The following is a 19,938-nucleotide window of genomic DNA, read 5'->3' on the forward strand; positions in this document are numbered from 1 at the left end:
GAGGTCTTCATCGACGAATACCGCCGCATGCGGACACCGATCTATCGCGAGGAGCGCGCAGTTGAGCGTCGTCGTCGAGTCCCCGAGCCGGAGCGAGCGGGCAGCGCGGAGCGGACGGTGGCGGCTGCCCGCCCTGGTCGGGATCTACACCCTGGCCAGCCTGGTCGGGGCCGGCCTCCTCTTCGTGGTGCAGCCGATGGTCACCAAGATGATCCTGCCGGCCTATGGCGGATCGCCGATGGTGTGGAACACGGCGGTGCTGTTCTTTCAGGGGGCCTTGCTGCTCGGTTACGGATATGCGCATTTCGCTCAGCGGCTGGGCGCGAGAAAGCAGCCGATCCTCCACGCGGTCCTCATTCTGCTGCCGCTCCCGCTGCTTCCCATCGCGGCGCCGGAATGGGTGGGGGCCCCGGCGTCCGCTCCCCCCGCGCTGTGGCTGCTGCTGGTGCTGACCGTCATGGTCGGCGCGCCGTTCACGGCGGTCGCGGCGACCAGCCCGCTGATCCAGCGCTGGTACTCCTGGTCCGACCTGCCGCGCTCCGGCGACCCGTACTTCCTCTACGCGGCCGGGAACACGGGAAGCCTGCTGGCGCTGCTGTCCTACCCGCTCTTCATCGAGCCGGCGGCCGAGGTGGGCGGGCAGGCGACCTGGTGGGCGATCGGCTACGGCGTCTTCGTGACGCTGATGGCCGCGTGCGCGGTGGTGGTCCGCCGGGCGGTCCGGCCCGGCGCGGCCGGCGCTCCCGAGAGCGAGGCTCCGGAGACCGGGCCCGCGGAGGAGGCCCCCGCTCAGGACGCGGGGGAGGAGCCCATCGGATGGCGCCGCCGCGGGCGCTGGCTGTTCCTCGCGTTCGTGCCGTCCTCGCTCATGCTGGGCGTCACGGCGCACATGTCGACCGACATCGCGCCCGTGCCGCTGATGTGGGTGATCCCGCTGGCGCTGTACCTGGTCACCTTCATCGTGGCGTTCGCCCTGCGCACGCATCGCCGGCTGCCCGCAGCGGTGGTCGCGTCGGCGATCGCCGCGGTCGTGCTGCCCTGGACGCTGATCAGAGGAGGCATCGGGTACGCCCCGGCGGCCATCGCCCTCGACCTGGCGCTGCTCGCCCTGGCGGGCCTCACCTGCCACGGCCTGCTGGCCGCCGACCGGCCGGCGCCCCGGCGGCTGACGGAGTTCTTCTTCGTCACCTCGGTCGGCGGCGCGCTCGGCGGCCTGTTCAACGGCATCGTGGCCCCGCTGGTGTTCAACTGGACCGCCGAACTGCCGGTGGTCGTGGCGAGCCTCGGCCTCCTGCCCCTGGCGGCGCGGTGGCCGGCGCGGAGCATCCCGGGGTCCGCGCCCACCCGGTGGGCGTTCCTGGTGACCGCGCCGCTCGCCGCGCTGCTGCTGTGCTTCATGGACACGACGGCCCTGCGCTGCGCCGGGTTCGCGCTCGCCGCGTCCTGGATCCTGCTGATCGTCCGGCGGCCCCGTGTACTGGCGGCCGTGGCGGTGGCGGCGGTGCTGGTCCCGTTCACGGTCAAGCAGTCGCACAGCATCGACCGGGAGCGCACGTTCTTCGGGCAGTACCAGGTGCGGCTCACCCCCGAGCGGGCCACGTTCGTGCACGGGACGACCGTCCACGGCTTCCAGCTGCGCGCGCCCGGGCAGCGCATGACGCCGGTCTCGTACTACGCGCGGCGCGGGCCGATCGGCGACGTGTTCGCCGCGTACGGCGCGGGGCCGCGGTCCGGGCGGGTGGCCGTCGTGGGGCTCGGCGCAGGCGGTCTCGCCGCGTACGGTCGCCCGGGCCAGCGGATGGACTTCTTCGAGATCGACCCGGCGGTGGTCCGCATCGCCCGCGACCCGCGCTACTTCACCTACCTCCGCGACTGCCCCTGCCGCGTGCGGACCATCGTCGGCGACGGCCGCCTGGAGCTCCAGCGCGCACCGGACCGCTCGTACGGGATGATCCTTCTGGACGCCTTCAGCTCCGACGCGGTGCCGACCCACCTGCTCACCCGGCAGGCCATCGGGCTGTACGCCGCCAAGCTCGCGCCCGGCGGCGTCCTGGTCTTCAACGTGTCGAACCGCAACCTGGAGCTGGCCCCCATGCTGGGCGCGACCGGCCGGGCGGCCGGGATGGCGACGCTCACCGCGTCGGACACCGCCCCGAAGGGCGACAGGCTGTCGTTCTCGTCCGAGTGGGTGGCGATGGCCCGGTCGGCGGACGACCTGCGCCCTCTCGCCGCCCGCTCCACCCGCTGGCACGGGATCCGCAGCGGCGGCCCGGTGTGGACCGACGCCCACTCCGCCCTGTTCGAGCTGCTGAAGATGAACCGCCGCTGACGGGCGTGGCCCGTGCGGCCTCGCGGGCCGCGCGGACCACGCCGGTCCGTGTCGGCTACCTGACCGCGACGCCCTTCATGCGGAGCCCCTCCTGGCCGGACCAGGGGAAGTCGATGTCCACGGTCCGGGCCTCGGGAGGAAGCCGGTAGACGCCCGCGTAGGTCACGCTCTCGCCGGGGGCGAGGACCTTCTTGGCGTCGGCCCGGGGCAGGGAGGTGCAGACGCACTCGGCGCTCGACGCGCGCAGCGGGTAGTACCAGACGTCGCCGGCCGTGTCGCGGATGGAGATGCCGTCGGTGCTCTGCGACACGGGGCTCAGCCTGCCGTTGTACTGGAGGTCCAGCTGGAACGCCGAGCCCACGTCCGCCTGGGACCGGCCGTTGTTGCGCAGCGTCCAGACGAAGGTGGTCAGGCCCGCCGGATCGCGGTGCATGGAGTTCACCTCCACCTGGAGGTTCCTGGCCTCCGCCGCGGTGAAGGCGGCCGTCTTGGACGAGGCCGGCTTGCCGGGCGCCCAGCGGTAGGGCCGCCCGCCCGCCGGAGCGGCCGGCGGGGAAGGCATGGTGAAGCTCGCGGTGACCCGCCGGTTCTTGCGGCGACCGCTCTCGGTGTCGTTCGGGGCCACGGGGTCGGCCGATCCGTGCCCGGCGGTCTGGAAGGTCACGCCGGTGCGGGTGACGAGCTGCTTGAGCCGGTCGGCCACGGCCTTGGCGCGCCGCTCGGACAGCGGCTGGTTGATGGCGTCGTTGCCGCTGGAGTCGGTGTAGCCGTCGACCTTGACCGTGCTGCCCCGGGAGGCGTCGATCTGCTTGGCCACGCCGCGCAGGAGCTTGTCGGCCTGCGGGGTCAGATCGGCCTTGTTCAGCGCGAACAGCACGTCCGACGACAACCGCACGGCACGCTTGTCGCCGTCGTCGTCCACGGACTGCTCGTCGCCTTCGGCGACTCCCGCCACGGTGAGGATGCGGGGCGACGCCAGCGACACCGAGGCCGGATCGGTCTGGTCCGGCAGCGCCCGGACGGGGCCGCTGGAGAGCGGGACGTCCTGCATCGGCACCGTCAGCGGAAGCGTCACCGTCACCCTGTTCACCCCGGCGGGCGGCGCGGGGAACACGGCGTAGACGTCCAGCGAGGCGCCGGGGGCGAGTTCCTTGTCGGCGAGTGAGGAGCACAGGCAGGTGCCGTCGGCCTTCCTCAACGGCATGTAGAGCTTGCCGCCCGCGCCGTCGAGTAATCCGATGCCGTTGGCCTCCAGACTTCGGATGTCGCCCTCACGGCCGCCTTCGAACAGGCTGATATGCAGGTTCAGTTGGCTCTGTCCGTCGTTGACGATGCGGAACTGCCCGGTGACGGCGCTGCCGGAGGTCCGGCTCAACGCGAGGAGCTCCACGTGCGCAGGCCCCGCACGGTGCGCCATGGGCACCGAGATTCCGGTGCCGGGCGCCTTGCCGGCCGGTCCGCCGGTCTTCTTCGGCGGGTCGGAACCGTCGTCGCCACCGCCGCAAGCGGACAGGGCCAGGAGAAGGGCGGCCGCGCCCACTCCGGCTCGAAAGCCCCAAGAATGTCCCCGGCCAGGTTCGAACATCTGTCTGCTCCCGTCACACGGAATGGATAATCCACATGAAAAAGACAGGGAGAGCCACCCTCCGGTGGCTCTCCCTGTCGAGTGCGCCGCAGCTCGGCGACCGCGGTCAGTCGAGGCGTTACTTCTTCTTCGGGTCCCCGCCGTCGCCGCCGCCGCCGAAGATCTCGTTGATGGCCCCCTCGACCTTCGGCTTGATGGTCGACTTGGCGGCGGTGATGAGGAAGACGATGATGATGCCCGCGATCAGCACCAGGCCGGCGTACTCGATCGCGCTGGCCCCGCGGTCCTCCGCGTCGCGGATGCGCGCGATCCGGGTCCGGACGAAGTCCTGGACGTCGTCGGCACGATTCCGCATGAAAGTCTCGGTGTGCACGTACAGGGGAAGGATCGGGCTCATTTTCTGCCTCCTGACCGCCGTTTCCATCTGCTCCATTGACTGGAACATTACGGAAATCGGCGGTGCCCTCCCAGGGCCCGTCGACCCAATCACGGACCCGGCGCGGACCCAATTCCGATAGGGCCCTCGGACCTAAGGGGCGGGAATTCCCGGACGCGGTCACCGGGTGTCCTCCCCTGCGGTTCCCATCCACTGCGCGATGGCGGCGGCGCGGGAGGTGACGCCGAGTTTCGCGTATATCCGGTTCACGTGGTTCTTCACGGTCTTCTCCGCCAGGAACAGGTGGCCGGCGATCTCGACGTTGGTCCTGCCCTGCACGATCAGGCGCATCACGTCCAGTTCCCGGGCGGAGAGCCCGAACCGTGCGACCCGCCGCTCGCCGTCGTCGGACGGCGCTCCGGCCGGCCCGGACGGTCCCGACGGCCCGGACGCCGCGGGCGTGTCGTCGCGCGGCTCCCCGCCGGGTTCGGTGCCGGCGTCGGCGCCGGGCGGCTCAGGACGGGCGGAGACCTCGCGTAACGCCCCCACGAGAGCCGACACCGCGGCCTCCGACAGGGGGTTCGCCCCGCGCAGCGCGCCGTGCACCGCGTCGGCCAGCTTCTGCGCGGAGAACTGGCCGTGCACCAGGTAGCCGGAGGCGCCGTTGCCGATGGCCTCCCGCACGATCCGCGGATCCTCGGTGTAGGTCAGCATGATCACCCTCGTGAGGCGGCTCAGCGTCTGCGCGGCGGTGACGCCGTCGACCAGCGGCATCTGCACGTCCAGCAGCACCAGGTCGGGCCGCACCCGCTCGACGATCTCGATGGCGGTCCGGCCGTCGCCGGCCTCGCCCACCACCTCGATGCCCGAGGCCTCCAGCAGCGACACTAATCCGGACCGCACGACGACATTGTCGTCGACCACCACGACTCGGGCCATCGTTCAACTCACCTCGGCCAATCGGTGCGCTCGTTCGTCGATGGGCAGCCGGACCAGAACGGTGGTGCCCTTCCCCCGGGTCGAAAGGATCTTCACCACGCCGCCGACCCGCTGGGCCCGCTCGTGCAGGCCGATGAGGCCGTAGTGGCCCTCCCGCGCCAGCGCGGTGAGCTCGGGCGGGCGGAATCCCGCTCCGTCGTCGCACACCGTCAGCCGCACCTCGCCGTCCCCGCGGGCCAGCCGGACCCGCACCGAGCCGGCTCCGGCGTGCCGCTCGACGTTGGTCAGCGCCTCGGACAGGATCGCCACGGCCTCGTGCCGCACCCGTAAGGGCAGATCGATGTCCGGGGCGATCTCGCAGACCACCGGGACGCCCGCGGCGTCGGACCAGTCCCGCGCTGTCTCGGCGACCACCTGCGACAGCGAGCGCGGGATCGTGTCGCGGCGCAGCTCCGACAGCAGGCTCCGCGCCTCCTGGGAGGCGACCTGGCAGGCGGTGGCGATCCGGTCGGCCTCGTCCAGCGCCCGGTCCCGGTCCCGCTCGACCCACACGCGCAGCCCCGTGGCGGCCAGGGCGATGCCGCGCAGGGTCTTGGCCAGCGAGTCGTGCATCTCGCGGGCCAGGCGGGCGCGTTCCTCCGCCGCGGCCGCCTTCACCTCGGCCAGCCGCCGGGCCGACTCCTGCTCGGCGTTGGCGTCGAGCAGGCGGCGCAGCGCCACCCCGGCGAACCCCGCGAGCGGGTAGCACAGCGGCTGCCCCAGGACGTCCTGGAAGGTCGGGGGCTGCGCGTCCGGCGCGGAGTCGATGGTGAACACGAACGTGACGTAGTAGCAGAGGGTCTGGAGCCCGGCCACCGTCAGCATGCCGCGCCAGTGGTAGAGCAGGCCCGCGAGGGCGGCGGTGGCGACGGTCGCCAGCAGGTAGGGGCCGGACGTGCCGCCGAGGCCGAGGACGGTGAACGAGGCGGCCATGTCGAGCGCGAACAGCAGGGGGTGGCGCGCGAGGCGGGGGGCGACGTAGCGCCAGTACCGCCCGGCCAGCCAGGACAGCAGCGCCACCGTCAGGACGAGAAGGAAGACGTCCAGGTACTCGACTTCGAGCGGGACCAGCGACAGCGTCACCGCCGCGATGAACATGCGGATCTGCAGGAGCATCTGGAAGGCTCCGCCGACCTGCTCGGTCAGTTCCCCCTGGACGGGCCGCTCCCAGGCCGCGGCCCGGGTGCCGCCCAGCGGTGCCGGCGCGTCGCCCATCATGCCCCCTGTGGGTAAGACGTGGTCAGTTGCCGAAGAGCCCACCACCGGCCCCCACTCCCGACCCGTAGTAGACGGCCCCCATGACCACGAGCATCAGCGCCGGCAGGGTCAGCCCCAGAGTGATCCCCGTGATCTTCGGTGTGGTGCGCTGCGCCTTGCGCTTGGCCCACTGCGCCGACTCGCGGCGCATGTCGTTGCCGATGTCCATCATCGCCGTGGTGAGCGGCGCGCCCAGTTCCTCCGCCTGGAGCAGCGCCGTCACGAACTGGTTGACCGCTTCGGAGTTGTTGCGGTCGCGCAGGTCCTCGAAGGCCTCACGGCGCGGCGTGCCCAGTTCCATCTGGCGCAGCGCCACCATGAACTCGTCGGCCAGCGCGCCCGGCATGCTCTCGGCGACGCGGTGCAGCGCCAGGCGAAAGCTCAGACCGGCGCTGACGGTGACCGCCAGCACGTCGAGGAAGTCGGGCATGGAGCGCTGGATCTCGTCCTGCCTGGCCACCCTCTTGCCGTACATGACGAACTCGTTCTGCAGGCAGCCGATCAGGCAGACGGTGCCGTAGAGCGGATGCCCGTTCAGGGCCAGCAGCAGCGCGAAGGTGAGGAAGAAGACGGCGTAGCCCGCGGTCCGGCGCGCGTAGCCCTCGACGGTGATGCCGCCGGGACGGCCCGCCGCGTCGATCCGTCTGCGGATCGCCGCCCGCCACGGGCTGAGCAGCTCCATCGCCGCGCCGGTGAACGGCCGCCCCACCCGGTCCGCGATGGCGTCGAGGATGAACACCTCGTTCTTGTCCGCCTTGGGAGGCTCGGGCACCGCCGAGGCGGCGACCCGCTGGCCCGCGGCCACCAGCCCGAACCCCCACGCGGCCAGGATGACGCACAGCGCCGCGGCGCCCGCCATGGCCAGAATGATCATTGTTCGTCCACCGCCTCACACGTCGATCCGGGTGATCCGGCCGATGACGACCAGGCCGACCACGAACATCGCGGCCGCCGCGGCGAGGATGACCTGCCCGCCGAGGTGCTCGCTCATGGTGCGCAGGGCCCCCGGCACCATGAAGTTGATCATCATGACGCCGACCACGCTGAACCCGCCGACGACCCAGTTGGTCACCACCGCCTCACCCATGATCGTCTTGACCTCGCGGCGGGTCTCCTTGCGCTCCTCCAGGGTGCTGGCGATGGTGCGCAGCGCGGTGACCAGCGACCCGCCCGCCCGCGCCGACACCAGCAGGGTGCTGATCAGCACGCCGAGCTCCCGGGACGGCAGCCGCCCGCCGAGGTCGCGCAGCGCGTCCTCCACCGACTGGCCGAGGCGCAGCGCGTCGGCGGTGCGCCGCACCTCCTCCCCGGCCGGATCGGCGAGCTCGTCGGCGGCGATCTCGATGGCGGTGCGCATCACCAGCCCGGCGTGCGTGGCGTTGCCCAGCACCCGGGCCAGCTCGGGCAGCTGGGCGATGAACGCCTCGCGCCGGCGGTCCTCCTTGCGGCGCAGGTAGGCGAGGAAGGCGAAGCCGACGCCGATCGCGGCGGCCACCCCGAACACCGGCGCGATCCACTGGCTGATCAGCACGATCGCCGCCAGGCCGCTGCCCGCCATCAGCAGCACGAGCGTGGACACCCGCATCCGCATCCCCGAGGCCGCGAGCCGCCGGGCCAGCGCCTGCCCGACCGCGGTGCGCCGCAGGGCGACGTCCAGCCGTCCCAGCAGGCCGTCGACGCGGTCGCCGTCGCCGCCGATCTCGGAGCGCGCGACCAGCCGGCGCTGCTGCCCCCAGCCCGCGACCAGGTCGCCGATGCCCCAGGTCGCCAGCGCGAGGACGGCGGCCAGCATCGCCAGGATCACCGGAAGTGGAAGGCTCATCGGGACTGCTCCCCTCGCGGGCGGCCACCGGGATGCGCGGTCCCGTTCGGGGACGGCGCGCCGGCGAACGCGGGCGGCACGCTCTCCCCGGCGTGGAAGAGCCTGGTCAGCAGGTCCCGCGGCAGCGGGACCGGCCGGAAGCGCCCGCGCACCACCCGGTCCGCGCCGATCGGATCGGACTCGAACCGCATCACGGGACGCGTGGTGATCTCGCCGCGCCGGGCGTGCTCCAGCATCGCCACCTCGACGATGCGCCGCGACCCGTCCGGGCCCCGGTTGAGCTGCACGATCACGTTGACGGCGCTGCCGATCTGGTCGCGGATCGCCTCGAACGGCAGCCGCACGTCGCTCATGCTGGCCAGCGTCTGCAGCCGGTACACCGCGTCCTCGGTGGAGTTGGCGTGCACGGTCACCAGCGAGCCGTCGTGGCCGGTGTTCATCGCCTGGAGCATGTCCAGCGTCTCGCCGCCGCGGACCTCGCCGACGATGATCCGGTCGGGCCGCATGCGCAGCGCGTTGCGCACCAGGTCGCGGATGGTGATCGCGCCCTTGCCCTCGATGTTGGCCGGACGCGACTCCAGCGACAGCACGTGCTCCTGCTTGAGCCGCAGTTCCGCCGAGTCCTCGATGGTGACGATGCGCTCGGACTCGGGCACGAACGCCGACAGCGCGTTCAGCATGGTGGTCTTGCCGGTGCCGGTGCCGCCGGCGATGACCAGGTTGAGCCGGGCGCGCACGAACGCGGCCAGCAGCATGCCGGTGGCCTGGTCCATGGAGCCCATCGAGACCAGCTCCTCGATGCTGTAGGAGCGCGGGAACCGGCGGATCGTGAGGATCGGGCCGACCAGCGACAGCGGCGGGATGATCACGTTGACGCGCTCGCCGGTGGGCAGCCGGGCGTCCACCATCGGGCTCGACTCGTCCACCCGCCGGTTCACCTGGGCCACGATCCGGTCGATGGTCTGGTACAGCTGGTCCTCGTTGGCGAACCCCGCGTCCAGCCGGTGGACCCGGCCCGCCCGCTCCACGAAGATCGAGTCCGGGCCGTTCACCATGATCTCGGTGACGGTCGGGTCGGCGAGCAGCGGCTCCAGCACGCCGAGGCCGAGGGCCTCGTCCACCACCCGGCGGATCAGGTTGGCGCGCTCCCCGGCCGCCAGCACCGGCCCCTCCCGCGTCACCAGCAGGCCGACGACCTTCTCCAGCCGGGCCCGCCGCTGCGCCATCGTCAGCCGCGCCAGCTCGTCGAGGTTGACCTCCTCCAGCAGGCGCTGCCGCCAGTGCTGGACGGTGCTCTTGCTCATCCGGTCGTTGGACGACCGGTCGTCGTCGAGACGGTCCTTGAGTGCCATCGGCTATCCCAGCGGCATGGTGACGGTGCGGTTCACGGTGTAGTCGAAGGGGACCCCCTTGAACAGCAGCGGCAGCTTGGCCTCGACATGGCAGTACACGGCGTCGGCTCCCGCCACCTCGGTCCGCCCTCCATCGATCTTGTAGTCGTTCAGCCAGTAGGGCCTGACCCGGTTCGCGTACTCGACGCAGAGGGACGGGTCGTAGTGCTGGGCGGCCTCGCGGGCTCCGGTGCGGGCGATGTTCTCCACGCGCGACACCGTGGTGAAGGAGATGTACGCCTGGAAGGCCGCGAAGATGACGAAGAGCGCGATCGGGAGGACGCCCGCGAACTCGATCGCGGCCGCGCCCGCGTCCCGGCGCCGGGCGTCGTGCGCCGCCACGTCCCTCACCCCTCGCCCTCGTAGACGATCTTGCTTCGGGTCCGGATGCCCCACGAGCTGCGGAGCCCGGGGATCAGGACGGGCGTGTCGATGGTGACCACGGCGTAGCCGTCCACGACGTCGAGCGTGAGGTGGTCGCGGTCCTTCCACCTGCCCTTGATGCGGGCCACCGCGCGGCGCCGCACCTCCTCCCGGTTGGCTCGCGCCTCGGGAGTGTCGCGCTTGTCGTAGCCGATCACGGCGACCGCCCGCGCGGCCTCGTTCGCCGCGTGGCTGGAGTAGGTGGAGGTCAGCCCGACCAGCACGATCTGCCACACCAGCACGAGGACCAGCAGGATCAGCGGGAAGACGCCGGCGAACCCGATCGCGGCCTCGCCCCGGTCGCCGGTGTCCGGCGCCGCCGCCGCGCCGGCGCCCTGCCCGCCCCCGGCGTCGAGCAGCCCGAGGTCCAGGGCCGCCTTGCCGATCGCCTTGCGGAAGTCGGCGTTCTTCACCGCGCCCGGCGAGCCGGTGTTGGCCGCCTCCTCCAGGGCGCGGAAGACCGCCGGCACCGTGACGCCGCGCAGCGGCGAGCCGACCATCTTCTTCGCCAGCTCGGGCTGGATCTCGTTGCGCCTGTCGTGCCGGGTGAGCAGGACGCTCACCTCGTCCTCCTTGCGGACCGCGAGCCGCGCGTACATCTGCGCCAGCCGGCGGGCCGAGCGCAGCGCCGGCACGTCGGGGGTGGTGACGATGACGGCCTCGTCCGCGAGTTCCACCGCCGTCGCGTTGGCGTCGGCGAGATGGGTGCCGCCGTCCACGATCACCACGTCGTACCGGGACCGGATGACGGTGAGGATCTGCCGCACGGCACGGGCCGAGATCTCCTCCGCGTCCTCGCCGTGCGCGGGCGCGAGCAGCAGGTGCGGTCCGGCAGGGTGGACGAACAGCGCCTCTGCCACGACCGCTCCGTCGAGGTCGCCGGCGGCCGCGGCGAGGTCGGCGAGGCTGTGCCGGTGCTGGACGTCGAGGTAGCCCGGGATGTCGCCGTTCTGCAGGTCCATGTCGACCAGGCACACCGTCCTCCCCGCACTGGAAACGGCGATGGCGAGGTGGATCGCCAGCGTGGTCGTGCCGACGCCGCCCTTCGCGCCGGTGAGCGTGACCAGCCTGGCCATCCGGCCCGGCCGGCCGGGGATCTCGGCGGAGGTGAAGTGCCGGCGCATGCTGCGCGACCACTCCGACGCCTGCTGGACGCGGTTCTGCAGTTCCGACAGGGTCGGCTCGTTGGAGATCACCCCGCGCGCGCCGGCCGCCATCGCCGCCGCCAGCATCTCGGCCGTCGCGTCGTCGGCGATCAGGATGACGGCGAGCTGGGGCTGGCGGATCACCAGGTCGCGGATGAGGTCGAGCGCCGGCAGCGGCCCGAGCCCCTGGTGCACCAGCACGACGTCGAGGTTCGGGGTCGTCGCGACCGTCCCCGCCAGATGGTTGGACGTCGTCTCGACCGCGACGAGCTCGATGTCGGGGATCTCGCGGAACTGCCCGCTGAGGGCGGCGGCGAGATCGCGGTCCTCGACGCCGAGGAGGACGTGGATGTTCACCGGTCTCACCTCGCCGGAAGCGTTTCGCAGACCGGCGGGAGCCGGGTGCCGTCCAGGCCGGTTCCGGACCCGCCGATGAGGGCGAGCCTGATCTTCGTCGCGAAGCTCTCCTCGCGGGTGAGCTTGAGGCTGTCCTGCGCGCTCAGCGCGAAGGTGATCGGAACCTGGGACTGCGTCACCGAGCTGTTCTTCTCGTCCTTGACCTGGGTCGTCTGCCCGATCTGGATGACCCTGGCCGCCCGGACGATCCGCGCCGCGCAGGACTGCTGCTGGTTCCCCTTCTGCGTCTGGTAGGTCGCGTAGATGTCGACCGGCATGCCCTCGTGGACCTTGCCCGCCACGCCCGTCTCGGCGTCGATCATGATCGCGATCTCGCGCTGGCCGGGCTGCAGGGTCGGGCCGGGGACGAGCATGCCCGTCTGTAAGTAGGCCCCCGCCGGAAGATCGGCGGCGGCGACCTTGCCGTTGAGCGCGGCCGTGTCGGTCACCATCGTCTCCGGCGACCACCGCTTCGGCACCCGGATGCGGTCGAGGTCCGCCGCGGTGACCGGGCTGAAGGCGGGGACGGCGCGCTTGAGCATGAGCACGTCGGTCTTCACACCGACCTCGGCCCGAACAGAGCCGACATAGCCGATGATGCTGATGAACACGGCAACGGCGCCGAGCGCAGCCAGGATCATCAGCAGAACTCCACGTCGCTGGCGCGGGTTCATGGGACTCCGTTCTGGTCGGGGGGCAGGGAGGCTTACCGGCGGCGCTGCGGACGGAAGATGACGGTTCCATCGCGCCACTCGTCGTCGGGGGTCGTCCGGGGCGTCCGCTCGGGCGGGGAGTCCGGTGCCGCGGCCCGCCGGGGCGCCGCGTCGTCGAGGAGCGTGGTGAGGGACGGGGCGTCATCGGTCTGGTCGGGGGGCGCCGACGGCGGACCGCCGTCCTGGCGCGGGTACTGCGGGCGTGTCGGCGGCGCCTCCTCGTCGGGCCGGACCTGGGGAGGCTGGACGGGGTGGGGCGCGGGGGGATGCGGAGCCTGCGGCCAGGACGGCTGCGGTGGGGCGGCCGGTCGCTGGACATGCTGGGGAGCCGGGGGCTGGGGCTGGGGACGGGGAGGCTGGGCCCCAGAGGGCTGAGGGTGCGGCCGCTGCGGGTGACCAGGGGGAACGGCCTCGGTGGGCGCCGCCTCCCGGACCGGCTGGACCATGAGGCAGAACGGGCACTCGGGCAGCGCGGTCGGTTCGCCGCACCATCCGCACGCCCTGTACGAAGAACCGGCCAGCAGGCTCCGCAGCGCGTGCGGGTGACCGCTGAACGCCACGAACTCGGTGTACTTCTTCGTCCCCCAGTACTCCGCGCTCATCGGCTGCGGCGCCACCGCGGTCGACGTCACCGCCGCGAGCACCGGCCGCATCCTGCTCTGGAGCCAACCGGCGTCGCCGTTCGCGTCGGCCACCAGCATCAGCACGGGGTCGGCGGGCCGCGACGCCAGGCGCGGGACGGGCTTGGCGGCGGTGATGCGGTGCACCTCCGGGTGGGCGCCGGCCGTCACCGAGAACCCGCCGCCGGGCAGGTAGGACGAGACGTGCGCCCCGAGTCCGGTCTTGACGTGCTCGAGGCGCGCCACGCTGTTCACCCAGGCTCCGGCGTGGAGGGTCGCGCAGAGCCGGTGGGCGAGGGTCGCGAGGACTCCGGGCCGCGCGTGGGCCGACGCGAACGTCAACTGGTCGGCGACCAGGGACAGCGCCAGCGGCGGCACGTCGAGCGGCAGGCCGGCGATCCGGTCGGTGAGCAGCGCGGAGCGTGCCAGGCGCACCAGCCGCTGCGCACGGCTCCTCTTCCACGCCGGGTACAGCACCAGCACGGCGCCGCGCCGCCGGAGGGCGTACTCCATGTGGTCGACGAAGGCGGGCGCGGCCTCGTCGCCGCGGCCCTCCACGGCCACCCGCTGAGCCACCGTGGCCTGCAGGACTCCCGTGCTGGGGAAGTCGCCGACCAGCACCACCGCGGTCACGGGCACCTCAGATGATCTCTAGGCCTCACCGGGCGGAACCCTCCCGTCCTGAACGGCGACCGAACGGCAGACGATATATTCGTCTGGTCACGGAATCGATGACTATAGTCATTACGGCTGTCACCATTCAAGGGATTAGTCCTTCCGGCAGGGGTGCCGGCGTCAAAACCGGGGAGCATCGCATTGTTCGATGCCGCGTCCGCCACCAAGGTTCCCGATGGTGGTGACACGTTCGAGAAAACCTGTCACATCCGTCCTGACAGGCGGTCGGTGAGAATGGTGTTTCGCCTGGTCGGAGCGGATGATCGCGGGAGTCGTCCGCCGCCGTCGCCGGTGCGCTCCCAGAAGAGTGGAATTTTCACTCTCCTCTCCAGAGGTCGCCCCCGCCTGGCCATTCTCTCTGACGTGCGGAGCGTTGATCAACGGCGGACGAAAGGTCCACATGCGGCCATAGAAGTAGGCCCCAGGGCCCTGGACAGGGCGGGGTGCCGGGCCCCTGATCAATGGTGGGAATTAATCGGGGCCAATGTGGCTGATGGGGTGATAAGCACCGGTAAGGCCGGTCACGGTGCGTGCCCAGGCCGCGGGGGTGAACCGCCCGCCCGCGATCCGCATCTCATCCTGCATGTGCGGATTGTTCGGGGTGGTGCGCTCGCCGTTCGCGGCCGACCCGGGTCGGGCGTCGGACGTGTTCGTCATGCTGGGCGCTCTCGCCGAGGAGCGGGGGACCGACTCGGCCGGCCTGGCGCTGCTCGGCGCCGCCCCGGGGCTCGGCGGGGCCGGCGGCGGGGGCTGCCGGGTGGTGAAGGGGCGCGGCCGGTTCTCGGGGGTCTGGCGGCCGGAGTTCCTGCACGAACTCGACCGCGCCGCCGCGGCCGTCGGGCACACCCGCTGGGCGGCGCAGGGGTCTCCGGCCGAGGCCGCCGACGCCGGCCCCATGGTCGTCGCCGGCTCGCCGGCCACGGTCGTGGGCGCGTACGACGGCGACATCGACGCCGCCGGGCTGCGGGCGCGGTTCGCGCCGCCGCCCGCGTCCGGCGCCACCGGCAGCGAGCCGATCCTCCGGCTGCTGGCCGGCCGCCGGCCCCCGGCCGAGATCACCGGCGTTCTGGGGGCCCTGGTCGGACGGGTCGCGCTGGCGTGGGTCGAGCGCGACCGTCCCACCGAGGTGCACCTGGCGCGCGGCGCGCTCAGCCCGCTGACCATGGCCGTGGACACCGACCAGAACATCTACTGGGCGTCGAACCCGCGCTGGTTCCGGGAGGTCGAGCGGCACACCCGGGTCCGCTTCGCCGCCGTCGTGCTGCTGCGCGAGGGCACCTACCTGAAGGTCGGCATGGAGCGCCGCCCCGGGCGCCGCGACCTGCCCGAGGTCCTCGCGACGGCGGCGTTCGTGCCCACGGCGCGGGACACCGACATGGACCCGCGCGTCTGGACGGGCTTCACCCCGGCCGACGCCGAGGGCGACCGAGCCGGCCTGCTCCATCGCGTGGTGCGGCAGGCGGGCGGCACCGGCGGTCTGCTGACCGTCGCCTGAACCGGCCCTCGGGGGAGCGGCGTGGCCCCCCGAGGGCTCCGGCTCGTCTCAGAGGCGCTCGACGACGTAGTCGACGCAGGCGGTCAGCGCCTCGACGTCGCCCGGGTCGATCGCCGGGAACATGCCGATGCGCAGCTGGTTGCGGCCCAGCTTGCGGTACGGCTCGGTGTCGACGATGCCGTTGGCGCGCAGCACCTTGGCCACGGCCGCCGCGTCCACGTCGTCGCTGAAGTCGATCGTGCCGACGACCTGCGAACGCTGCGCCGGGTCGACCACGAACGGCGTCGTGTACGAGGTCTTCTCGGCCCAGGTGTACAGCCGCTGGGACGAGTCGGCCGTGCGGGACGTCGTCCAGCTGAGGCCGCCCTGCCCGTTCATCCACTCGATCTGCTCGGCGAACAGCAGCAGCGTGGCCACGGCCGGGGTGTTGTACGTCTGGTCCTTGGCGGAGTTGTCGACGACCGTCTTCAGGTTGAAGAACTCCGGGACGTACCGGTCGGACGAGGCGATCTCGTCGATCCGCTCAAGCGCCGCCGGGGACGCGAGCGCGACCCACAGGCCGCCGTCCGCCGCGAAGCACTTCTGCGGCGCGAAGTAGTAGACGTCGGTCTCGGACACGTCCACGGGCAGGCCGCCCGCGCCGGACGTGGCGTCCACCAGGACGAGGCCGTCCCGCGCGGTCGTGCCCGCCGGGCGCCTGATCGGCATGGCGACGCCGGTCGAGGTCTCGTTGTGGGTGAGCGCGTAGACGTCCACGTCCTCCTCGGCGGACGCCTCGGGGTGCGTGCCGGGCGGGGCGGAGATGACGGTGGGGTTCCCCAGCCAGGGCGCACCCGTGGTGACCTTGGCGAACTTGCTGGAGAACTCGCCGAAGGTCAGGTGCTGCGACCGCTGCCGGACGAGGCCGAACGCGGCCGCGTCCCAGAACGCCGTGGTGCCGCCGTTGCTGAGCAGGACCTCGTACCCCTCGGGCAGCGAGAAGAGCTCGGCGAGCCCCTCCCGGACGCGGCCGACGAGGGACTTCACCGGCTTCTGCCGGTGCGAGGTGCCCATGTAGGTCGAGCCGGACTCGGCCAGGGCGGCGAGCTGCGCGGGACGGACCTTGGAGGGACCGCACCCGAAACGGCCGTCGGCGGGCCTGAGATCGGCGGGGATGTCGATGGTGGGATTCGCGCTGTCGGTCACTCACCCGAGGCTATCTGACCTGCGGCGAAGATCGTGGGTCGAGTTCACATCCCGAGACGCCGGCGGCGCCACCCCCAGGTCAGCAGGGCGACCAGCCCGGCGGCGCAGACGCCGCCGACGACGGCCGGCGGGTAGATCCAGGCGTCGCCCCGGGAGTGCGCCCGCACGGCCGTGGCGGTGGAGTCGTAGGTGAGGAACGCCAGCAAGAGGGCGGCGAGCGCGACCGCGATCCGTCCCGCGACGGCGTTGGTGGCGCGGCGGCGCTCCTCGCGCTCCGCGTCGAACCGCCTCAGCGCCTGCGCCGCCTCCGCGGCCTCCGAGAGCGCGGGCGCCGCCGCGCGGCCGTGCCCCGCACCGGACACGGCGCCGGCCGCGGGGCCGATGTCGCCTTCGAGGGGCTCGTCGTCTCCGCCGCGGGCTGCTCTCATGCCGCCCCATGATGGCAAAGTGGCCGGGTTTCGGGAACCGGCGCATGATCAGCGGAAAGTTTCGATCCGATCGACCGTTCCGCGCGTCCAACCTGAACGGGGACGGCGAGTCGGGGGGCTGCGGGGCAGAAGCGGGCGAGGCACGGAAGCGAGGCGTGGCGCATGGCGGGCGACGGCGACCGGATCCTGAGCGAGGATCGGCTGCGCGGGGTCCTCGACCTGTTCGAGCGGCTGCGCGAGCGGCCGCCGTGGCGGTGGCGGGAGCGGCTGCGGCCCCTGCTCCTGCTGCTCGGGCCGGAGCGCGCCGCCTCCCACGCCGCCGAGATCCTCAAGGCGCGCTGCGAGGACGAGCGGGCCCCGGTGTCGCACATCGCCGCCGACACGCCCGCCACCGGCGTCGCGGGCGTGCTGCGGGAGGCCAAGCGCGAGCTGTCGCAGCCGAGCAGCCGCGCCCGGGGCGAGCCGGCGCTGCGCTTCCCGCTGCTGGAGATGGCGCTGTGGCTGCGCGACCTGCGGGAGATCCGGCTGGCCGGCGAGCGCCCCCCGCCGCGCGGCGCCTCCTCGTCCGAGCGCGAGAACCACCTGCTCGTCCGGCGGCTGACGCACCCGCCGGTCGGCGACAACGAGAACGCGCGGCGCCGCGAGCTCAACCGGGTGATCCGGCGGCGCGGGCGCGACGTCCTGCGCGACCTCGAAGAGGTGCCCGGCAGGCGCGCCACCTTCTTATCGTTCCTGGAGCAGATCGCTCCGATCGGCATCGCCGCCGTCGCGCTGATCAGCGCCGGGACGGCGGCGGCGCTCGACCTCGCCTCCGCCGTGCTCGCGGCGGTCGTCGGCCTGGCGTTCGTGACCGTGCAGATCGTCGCCCGGACGCGCGGCTGGTACGGGGTGCGGCGGTTCGGCTGGTTCCTGCGCCAGCCCTACGTCGACCGCGACTCCACCGGCTTCCTCGGCTTCGCGCTCGGCGTGTTCGACCCCCGCCCGGTCGAGCCGGACGACCACGGCGAGCAGCTCGACCTGCTGCTCGTCGCCGCGTTCCTGGAGGACCTGCGCCGCAACTACCGGCGCGACTACCGGCGGGCCGCGTGGGCCCGGGTCCGCTACCCGGTGCTGATCTTCGAGCACCTGTCCGCCGGGCATCCGGGGGTGGCGTTCGTCGAGCTGGTCGAGCGGGTCCGCGCCGACGGCCAGGCGAGCGACCGGCCGCCGGGCTTCGACCCGCTCGTCGTCGTCGCCGGAGTCGACCCGGCCGCCCCGGCGGAGCCGTCCGACCCGTCCGGGCCCCGGCTGCTGGAGCGGCTCGCGCGGGCCGTCCGGGTGGACGTGGGCTCGGACGAGCCGCAGAGCGTCATCGCCGCGCGCGGCCTGTGGGACCGCTACACGCGCGAGCAGCGGCGCGTCGGCGCCCTCGGATCGCGCCGCGAGCTGCGCGTGGACGTCACCCGCGACCCGGGCGGCGACCTGCCGCCCGTCCGGCCGGTGCGGCGCAGGCCCCGGCTCGCCCATCCGGCGCTGCCGTGGATCGCGATGGTCGCGGTCGCCGCCGCGTCCGTCTCCGTCATCTCCGTGCAGGTGGAGCGGTACTGCTCGCCGTTCGGGATCAGGCGGATGGCGAACGGCGAGTGCGTCGGCATCACCGACGGGTCGTTCCGCTTCGGCGAGGACTCCGGCGGCAAGAACAACGACAACCGGCTCAACAGGGTCCTCGACCGGATCGAGTCGCTGAACGACCACGTCATGGAGTCCCGCAAGCCGTACGCGACCGTGGTCTACCTCGGCCCGGTGACCGCCGACCCGTCCATCAAGAACAAGCGGATCGACCTGCTCGCCGGGGTGCAGGGCGAGCTGATCGGGCTGGCGATCGCGCAGAAGCGGTTCAACGACGCGGCCGAGGGCGACGACCTGCGGCTGCGGGTGCTGGTCGCCAACGCGGGCGCCAAGTTCCGCTACGCCGGAGACGTCGCCGAGCAGATCCGCGCGCGGGCGCTGAAGGACCGCTCGATCGTCGCGGTGATCGGGTTCGAGCAGAGCCGCCGGCAGACCCAGGAGGCGATCAGGCTGCTGGCCAAGTCGGCGCTTCCGCTCGTCGGCACCGCCAACAGCTACGACGGGACGGCGCTGCTCGACGGCGACGCCGGATACTCGCCCTACTACTTCCGGCTCGCGTCCCCCAACGCGCGGACCGCCCGGCACGCCGCGTACTGGGCGCGGCACGGCGACGTCGGCGGCGGGAAGGTGGACGACGCGGTCGTCATCTACGACGGCGACCCCGACGACCTCTACAGCGCGAACCTGGCGACCGACTTCCAGCGGTCGTTCCGGCCCGGCAAGGCGCTGATGCGCCCGTACAGGAACCCCGGCGAGCTGAACAAGTCGGTCAGGGAGGCCTGCCAGGACCAGCCCGACCTCTTCTACTACGCGGGGCGGTCGGACGAGTTCCGCTCGTTCGTCAACGTGCTGGAGCTCTCCTGCCCCAAGCGCCCGCTGGTCCTCGCCGACGACGAGATCGCCAAGTACGTCAGCGACAACGCCGAGGAGCTCGGCCGCAAGAACACCTTCGACCTGTACTTCACGCCGCTGGCCGCCCGGGAGGCGTGGACGTGGCGGTGGATCGGCGACCAGTCGCCGCAGACGTTCTACTCCGACTACGACCCGGGGGTCCGGGAGATGACCGACGACGAGGACGACCCGTCGGGGCGGCGCCCGTCCATCACCCGCGCCGCCGTCGGCTACGACGCGGCGACCCTCGTGGCGACCGTGGCGAGCAAGGTGTACTGGCAGGAGAAGGCGCTGCCGTCGGCGGGCTCGGTGTTCGCGGCGCTCAACGACCCCGACCACGACGTGCTGCGCAACGGCGCCAGCGGCGTGCTGCGGTTCGCCTCCCGCGGCGCCGGCCACCAGGTGATCGACCGGCCGGTGATCCTCGCGACGATCCGGCAGGACGGGACGACGGAGGTCAGGCAGGTGTGCGGCCGCCTCGTCGCCCGCGGGCAGGGCCGGGCCGACTGCCCGCCGGGGGAGGGGAGCGGCGCCGCCGTGAAGTAGCCCGGGCACGGCGGCGCCTGCGCGAAGCGGCTCGGACGGGCCGGCGCCTCCGTGCACGGCAAAGGCCCCCGGTTC

Annotated in this window: 16 protein-coding genes; 3 read left to right on the forward strand and 13 right to left on the reverse strand. The window is 72.6% G+C overall.

The genetic code is table 11. From position 1 onward, the window contains the following. The first annotated feature begins 61 nt into the window (after nt 1-61). Nucleotides 62-2,329 carry a spermidine synthase gene (locus tag ABD944_RS05930; protein ID WP_345173178.1) on the forward strand — a complete coding sequence of 756 codons (2,268 nt, stop codon included), beginning with the start codon at nt 62-64 and terminating at the stop codon, nt 2,327-2,329. 55 nt (nt 2,330-2,384) lie between these two features. Here the strand turns inward: ABD944_RS05930 and ABD944_RS05935 are convergent, their stop codons facing one another. The 11 genes from ABD944_RS05935 to ABD944_RS05985 form a co-directional block, all read right to left on the reverse strand. After that, nucleotides 2,385-3,746 carry an OmpA family protein gene (locus ABD944_RS05935; RefSeq protein ID WP_345173180.1) on the reverse strand — a complete coding sequence of 454 codons (1,362 nt, stop codon included), beginning with the start codon at nt 3,744-3,746 and terminating at the stop codon, nt 2,385-2,387. A 286-nt stretch (nt 3,747-4,032) separates the two neighbouring features. After that, nucleotides 4,033-4,311, reverse strand: coding sequence for a Flp family type IVb pilin (locus tag ABD944_RS05940; protein ID WP_345173181.1), 279 nt, complete (start codon nt 4,309-4,311; stop codon nt 4,033-4,035). Nucleotides 4,312-4,470: 159 nt separating this feature from the next. Continuing rightward, nucleotides 4,471-5,229, reverse strand: a complete 759-nt coding sequence (locus ABD944_RS05945) for a response regulator (RefSeq protein ID WP_345173183.1) — start codon at nt 5,227-5,229, stop codon at nt 4,471-4,473. Between the two features lie 3 nt (nt 5,230-5,232). Beyond that, nucleotides 5,233-6,486, reverse strand: a complete 1,254-nt coding sequence (locus tag ABD944_RS05950) for a sensor histidine kinase (protein WP_345173184.1) — start codon at nt 6,484-6,486, stop codon at nt 5,233-5,235. Between the two features lie 22 nt (nt 6,487-6,508). Beyond that, on the reverse strand, nt 6,509-7,399 hold the full coding sequence (locus ABD944_RS05955; protein ID WP_345173186.1) for a type II secretion system F family protein: 891 nt from the start codon (nt 7,397-7,399) through the stop codon (nt 6,509-6,511). A 15-nt stretch (nt 7,400-7,414) separates the two neighbouring features. Further along, the gene (locus tag ABD944_RS05960) at nt 7,415-8,347 is read right to left on the reverse strand and encodes a type II secretion system F family protein (protein WP_345173187.1); all 933 of its coding nucleotides are present in this window, start codon (nt 8,345-8,347) and stop codon (nt 7,415-7,417) included. Continuing rightward, a complete protein-coding gene (locus ABD944_RS05965; protein ID WP_345173189.1) occupies nt 8,344-9,699 on the reverse strand; it encodes a TadA family conjugal transfer-associated ATPase in 1,356 nt (451 codons plus the stop codon). Before ABD944_RS05965 ends, ABD944_RS05960 begins: the two co-directional genes overlap by 4 nt. 3 nt (nt 9,700-9,702) lie before the next feature. Next, nucleotides 9,703-10,080 (reverse strand): TadE/TadG family type IV pilus assembly protein, encoded by a 378-nt coding sequence (locus ABD944_RS05970; protein WP_345173190.1) that lies wholly within the window; start codon nt 10,078-10,080, stop codon nt 9,703-9,705. A 5-nt stretch (nt 10,081-10,085) separates the two neighbouring features. Further along, nucleotides 10,086-11,663, reverse strand: coding sequence for a CpaE/TadZ family protein (locus ABD944_RS05975; RefSeq protein WP_345173192.1), 1,578 nt, complete (start codon nt 11,661-11,663; stop codon nt 10,086-10,088). A 5-nt stretch (nt 11,664-11,668) separates the two neighbouring features. Continuing rightward, entirely contained in the window at nt 11,669-12,343 is a 675-nt protein-coding gene (gene cpaB, locus ABD944_RS05980) for a Flp pilus assembly protein CpaB (protein WP_345173193.1), read from the reverse strand. Between the two features lie 65 nt (nt 12,344-12,408). Then, entirely contained in the window at nt 12,409-13,668 is a 1,260-nt protein-coding gene (locus tag ABD944_RS05985) for a hypothetical protein (protein WP_345173194.1), read from the reverse strand. Between the two features lie 625 nt (nt 13,669-14,293). On the opposite strand from ABD944_RS05985, the gene ABD944_RS05990 reads away from it, so the two are divergent. Then, a complete protein-coding gene (locus ABD944_RS05990) occupies nt 14,294-15,205 on the forward strand; it encodes a class II glutamine amidotransferase domain-containing protein (protein WP_345173196.1) in 912 nt (303 codons plus the stop codon). Nucleotides 15,206-15,253: 48 nt separating this feature from the next. On the opposite strand, the gene serC is transcribed toward ABD944_RS05990, so the two are convergent. Both serC and ABD944_RS06000 read right to left on the reverse strand, forming a co-directional pair. Continuing rightward, entirely contained in the window at nt 15,254-16,390 is a 1,137-nt protein-coding gene (gene serC, locus ABD944_RS05995; RefSeq protein ID WP_345173197.1) for a phosphoserine transaminase, read from the reverse strand. Nucleotides 16,391-16,434: 44 nt separating this feature from the next. Beyond that, on the reverse strand, nt 16,435-16,818 hold the full coding sequence (locus ABD944_RS06000) for a hypothetical protein (protein ID WP_345173198.1): 384 nt from the start codon (nt 16,816-16,818) through the stop codon (nt 16,435-16,437). Nucleotides 16,819-16,980: 162 nt separating this feature from the next. Here ABD944_RS06000 and ABD944_RS06005 point away from each other — a divergent pair, with 162 nt between their 5' ends. Next, the gene (locus tag ABD944_RS06005) at nt 16,981-19,863 is read left to right on the forward strand and encodes an ABC transporter substrate-binding protein (protein ID WP_345173200.1); all 2,883 of its coding nucleotides are present in this window, start codon (nt 16,981-16,983) and stop codon (nt 19,861-19,863) included. The last annotated feature ends 75 nt before the right edge of the window (nt 19,864-19,938 follow it).

The organism is Actinomadura verrucosospora, from assembly GCF_039540335.1.
Lineage (GTDB): Bacteria > Actinomycetota > Actinomycetes > Streptosporangiales > Streptosporangiaceae > Spirillospora > Spirillospora verrucosospora.

Coding starts and splice junctions, on each gene's coding strand:
- ABD944_RS05955 (WP_345173186.1), bottom strand. CDS start 7,399: ATGATCATTCTGGCCATGGCGGGCGCCGCGGCGCTGTGCGTCATCCTG.
- ABD944_RS05960 (WP_345173187.1), bottom strand. CDS start 8,347: ATGAGCCTTCCACTTCCGGTGATCCTGGCGATGCTGGCCGCCGTCCTC.
- ABD944_RS05990 (WP_345173196.1), top strand. CDS start 14,294: ATGTGCGGATTGTTCGGGGTGGTGCGCTCGCCGTTCGCGGCCGACCCG.
- ABD944_RS05945 (WP_345173183.1), bottom strand. CDS start 5,229: ATGGCCCGAGTCGTGGTGGTCGACGACAATGTCGTCGTGCGGTCCGGA.
- ABD944_RS05965 (WP_345173189.1), bottom strand. CDS start 9,699: ATGGCACTCAAGGACCGTCTCGACGACGACCGGTCGTCCAACGACCGG.
- ABD944_RS05935 (WP_345173180.1), bottom strand. CDS start 3,746: ATGGCGCACCGTGCGGGGCCTGCGCACGTGGAGCTCCTCGCGTTGAGC.
- cpaB (WP_345173193.1), bottom strand. CDS start 12,343: ATGATCCTGGCTGCGCTCGGCGCCGTTGCCGTGTTCATCAGCATCATC.
- ABD944_RS06000 (WP_345173198.1), bottom strand. CDS start 16,818: ATGAGAGCAGCCCGCGGCGGAGACGACGAGCCCCTCGAAGGCGACATC.
- ABD944_RS06005 (WP_345173200.1), top strand. CDS start 16,981: ATGGCGGGCGACGGCGACCGGATCCTGAGCGAGGATCGGCTGCGCGGG.
- ABD944_RS05940 (WP_345173181.1), bottom strand. CDS start 4,311: ATGAGCCCGATCCTTCCCCTGTACGTGCACACCGAGACTTTCATGCGG.
- ABD944_RS05950 (WP_345173184.1), bottom strand. CDS start 6,486: ATGATGGGCGACGCGCCGGCACCGCTGGGCGGCACCCGGGCCGCGGCC.